This window comes from Thiomonas sp. TH-17, from assembly GCF_057473305.1.
Window position 1 is genome coordinate 1 of sequence record NZ_JBYCKI010000237.1, and the last position, 4,220, is coordinate 4,220.

The 4,220-nt window shown below is 63.8% G+C and carries 4 protein-coding genes and 1 pseudogene; 4 read left to right on the forward strand and 1 reads right to left on the reverse strand.

Going from position 1 to position 4,220, the window contains the following annotated elements; translation table 11 throughout:
• The 4 genes and pseudogenes from AC2VLV_RS13865 to AC2VLV_RS13880 form a co-directional block, all read left to right on the forward strand.
• Nucleotides 1-275, forward strand: a 275-nt coding sequence (locus AC2VLV_RS13865; RefSeq protein ID WP_486990534.1) for a nitroreductase family protein, incomplete at its 5' end; no start/stop codon positions are given.
• Between the two features lie 8 nt (nucleotides 276-283).
• Nucleotides 284-851 (forward strand): annotated as a pseudogene (locus tag AC2VLV_RS13870) (carbonic anhydrase); the annotation flags it as partial.
• Entirely contained in the window at nucleotides 848-1,402 is a 555-nt protein-coding gene (locus tag AC2VLV_RS13875) for a nitrate reductase associated protein (RefSeq protein WP_486990535.1), read from the forward strand. The pseudogene AC2VLV_RS13870 and the gene AC2VLV_RS13875, both read left to right, overlap by 4 nt.
• 347 nt (nucleotides 1,403-1,749) lie before the next feature.
• The gene (locus tag AC2VLV_RS13880; protein WP_486990536.1) at nucleotides 1,750-2,997 is read left to right on the forward strand and encodes an IS110 family RNA-guided transposase; all 1,248 of its coding nucleotides are present in this window, start codon (nucleotides 1,750-1,752) and stop codon (nucleotides 2,995-2,997) included.
• A gap of 300 nt (nucleotides 2,998-3,297) precedes the next feature.
• On the opposite strand, the gene AC2VLV_RS13885 is transcribed toward AC2VLV_RS13880, so the two are convergent.
• Nucleotides 3,298-4,220: efflux transporter outer membrane subunit (locus tag AC2VLV_RS13885; RefSeq protein ID WP_486990537.1), on the reverse strand; the 923-nt coding region annotated here is incomplete at its 5' end.

Here is a 4,220-nt window from a genome sequence, read left to right on the forward strand (position 1 = left end):
ACCCCGAAATTCCTTTGCAGGAACGGTTGATCTCTCTGGGCTGTGCGATTCAAAACCTGCTGCTCAGCGCCCATGCCGATGGCTTTGGTTCTGGCCTTGTCAGCGGCCAGGCCATGCAGACCGCCCGCTTGCGCCGTTTGTTTGCCTTGGCGCACAACGAGCAGGCGGTGTGCTTCGTCGCCATCGGTACTGCAGACCGGCGCAAGCCCATCCGTCCACGGCCCGACCCGGCCCTGTTCGTATCCGAATTGAACTGCGAGAACGGCCATGCCTGATGATCTGCTCGCGCGTCGTGCCACATCTGCTCACGGGCGCGGGGCCGGAGGACTCTTTCTCGTGCACAATGTCGTCGACTTCGTGCCGCCGTTCGATGGCAGCGTCGGCTACCACGGCACGGCGGCGGCCATCGAATTTGCCGTCCTCAGTCTGAGCGTGCAGCGCATCGTGGTTTGTGGCCACAGTCACTGCGGCGCCATCCGCGCGCTATATGGGGAAGCACCGGCCGAAGCCCGCAATCTAAATCCTGGCTGGGGTTGGGGAAAGAGGCCATACTGCCCATCGCCGACCCTTGGCCCGAAGTACTGCGCCGCACAGAGCAGCGAACGGTCGTTTTGCAACTCGAACGCTTGACGGACTGCCCCATGGTGCGTCGGCGCGTCGAGCAACACAACCTCAGTCCGCTCAGACTGCACGGTTGGCACTATGTGATCGAAGAGGGTCAGGTGCATGTGTTCGATGTGCGCGTCGGGCGCTTCATTCCGTCCTCCGAATCGGCCCATAGCGGCACGGGCCTCTATGCCGACGCTCACGCCGATGATGGTCAGCCGACAGCTCTGCCCCTCGCCCTATGAATATCGCTGATCTTGGCGACGCGGTCCGCCAGTCCATTTCGGTGCAGATCGACATCTTGCCCCCAATTGCAGAGGTCAGTTCGCTACTGTTCAATTTCGAATCGGACTACGCAAAGACCTTGTGCTGCATGCCCATGCTCGTGCGCTACAGGCTTGATGAGTGCCGGATCAAACTCTCGCTGCAAGACTGGCAAAGCCTCGATCTGGCAACGCGCAAAAGACTCATCACCGAGGACCTCGATCCACTTGGAGGGAAGCGACGCTATCGGCACCTGCTCGTGCAGGCCATCGTCCAGCAGGCCAAGACCCGGGTGGTCAGAATGCCTGAAAGCCATGCGGAAATGGAATGGAGCCGATTGACTCTGCCGGATCGCGTGCGTCAAAACGCTGTGGATAAGGCCCTGCGGCTTGATGGCCCGCGTGCCTGGTCAGAACTCAACGCCCTGCAACGCTTCACCCTGTTCAAACTGACTAGGCCGGGTCACAGGAATCGCAACTTCCCTCTTGCCCTGCGGGAGTTCGGCCTGTGCGCTCAGTCTGTGCAGACCTAACCATTCATGATTTGCCCCACTCGCCCCCGAGCATGAAAGCCCTGGGACGGAGCAGGATAGAGGGTGGCACGCCGGGGCATTGAGGTCGCAAAACGAATGAAGGCCCGACCCCGGTGCCTAACCGGACCTCCACCGGGCTGACTCGCACCCCCGACTGTTGCGCTGCCGGGTTCATTGCCGTGAACCGGGTGGCAGCACGAACGGTAAAGAGGCCCGAATCGATTTCGGTTCGAGGAGTCTTTCAGCCCACCGACTTGCCGAGTAAAGGCCACGGCCCTTGCACGGTGCGCCGGCCACAGGTGATGCCCCGGCGTGCCGCCTTGCACTCTACACACAGGAGCATCGTCATGGAAGGACTTTCCCCCTTGCACCGGCGCGTGGCCGGTATCGATGTGCACCGCATGCTGCATGTGGTCACGGTTCTCATCGAGCAGCCCGACGGCTCGGTGGACAAGCACAGTCGGGAGTTCGGCGGCTTCAAGCGCGATTGCCGTGCCCTGGCCGCCTGGCTGGCTGAGCTGCAGGTCCAGTTGGTGGTCATGGAGAGCACCGGCATCTACTGGAAGAGCGTCTACGCCCACCTGGAGAATGTCGGCATCACCGCCTGGGTGGTCAATGCGCACTTCATCAAGCATGTGCCCGGTCGCAAGACCGACATGCTTGACTCCGAGTGGCTGGCCGTGCTGGCGCGCTTCGGCCTGGTGCGTGGCAGCTTCATTGCGCCCAAGGATTTGCGCGAGCTGCGCCTGGTCTCGCGCTACCGCCGCAAGCTCAGCGCCATGTGCGCCAGCCAGATCAACCGCCTGCACAAGAGGCTCGATGACGTCGGCATCAAGCTCGGCGCCGTCGTCAGCGACATCCACGGCGTCTCGGCCCGCGCCATGGTGCGCGGGCTCATCGACGGCCAGTCCGAGGCCGTGCTGCTCTCCCACGCGCGTGGCGCCTTGAAGCGCAAGACCGAGGAACTCGCCGCCAGCCTGGACGGCGACTTGAGCGAGCGCCACCTGTTCGTGCTGCGCCACCTCAGCGACAGCATCGACGCGCTGCAGCGCCAACTGGCCGACATCGACGCCTACCTGATGTGCGCGATGCAGCCCTACACCTGGGCGCACAGCCTGCTGCAGACCATCCCCGGCATCGACGAGATCGCCGCCGCACTGATCCTCATCGAGATCGGCGACGACATGGACCGCTTCGGCTGCCCCGAACGCCTGGCTTGCTGGGCCGCCTTGAGCCCAGGCAACAACGAGAGCGCGGGCAAGCGCAAATCCGGCCGCACCCGGCACGGCTACAACGCCATCCGCTTCATCCTGTGCGAATGCGCCAACGCCGCGCGCATGACCAAGAGCACCCTGGCCGCCAAGTACCGCAGCCTCACCGTGCGCAAATCGCACAAGAAGGCCATCGTAGCGGTGGCTCACAAGATGATCCGGCTGATCTACATCCTGCTGTCTCGCCGCCAGCCCTACCTCGACCAGTCCATCGACTACGCCGCCATGAGCGCCAAGAAAAACGCCCCGCGCTGGATCAAGCAACTCAAGGCCATCGGCAAGTGGCCTTCGCCCAGCGCACCAGCGGCCAGCGCCGCACGCTGATCCACCGCTGAATACCTGGGGTCGGGCCCAGCGGTCTTCCAGTCGATGCTGCGACGCGGCAGGATTTCTCACGTCGCTACGAGGGAAGGCTTTCACGGTAACCGACGGCAACAAGGGCGAGCCACACCTCGGTGCGCCCAAAGAGAGGGGCGGCTCGACCACGGCCGATGCGCTGTTGGCACCGATGCCGATTTGAGCCAAGCGCCAGGGTTGCGGTGAGCCGGTTGGATCACGCTGGAATCAAACCTGACGCGGCGCGCAGCACGTTTGCTATGGCTCAGTCGCCAATCGGCATGTGGCTCACATCGGCATCGGCGCCAACAGGTCAATGTCACTGCTTGCTTGTCGTGATCGTGTCTGTAGCTGCAGCCCGCCGCCCAGCGCCTGATAGAGCAGGGCGGTGTCGTTCAGGCGCGCAGCCTGCGCGGCGATCAGACCGATGCGGGTCTGTTGTCGCTGCTGCTGCGCGGTGAGTAGTTGCAGCGCGCTGGCTGTGCCCAGCGCGTATTGCTGCTCCACCAGTTGCAGCGAAGTTTGCGCCGAGGCTTCGGCCGCGTTCTGTGCCTGCAAGGCCTGGGCGTCGTGTTCCAGCGAGCGCAGCACATCAGCCACCTGCCGCAAGCCTTGCAGTACAGTTTCGCGGTAGTTGGCGGCCGCGGCATCAAAGCCGGCATCTGCGGCGCGTGCCTCGGCCTTCAGCCCGGGTTTGAACAAAGGCTGGGCCAACTGCCCGGCCACTCCCCAGATCAATGAACCACTGCCGAACAGACTGGCCGCGGTCAGCGCCTGGCTGCCCAGGTTCGCACTCAGAGTGAGCTGCGGGTATTGTTTGGACACCGTCACGCCGATCTGCGCGCTGGCGGCGTGCAGCAAGGCTTCGGCCGCGAGGATGTCGGGCCGCTGACGCACCAGCTCAGACGGCAAACTCAGCGGTAAATCGGCGGGCAGGTTGAAGTCGTCCAAGGTGAAACGCGGATTCTTCGCCGTGCCGGGTTCTTGCCCGCTGAGCACGGCCAGCAGATGGGCCGCCTGGTCAGCGCTGTTGCGCAGCGGGGCGATGCTGGCGCGGGTTTGTTCCATCTGGGTTTGCAGCGTGGCGATGTCAGAGGCCGTGGCCACGCCGAAACGTTCGCGCGCGCGGGTGATTTCAAGCTGCTCCTGCTGCGCTGCCAGCATTTTCTGCAGTGCGTCGATCTGAGCAGCCAGCAGTGCCTGCTTCACGG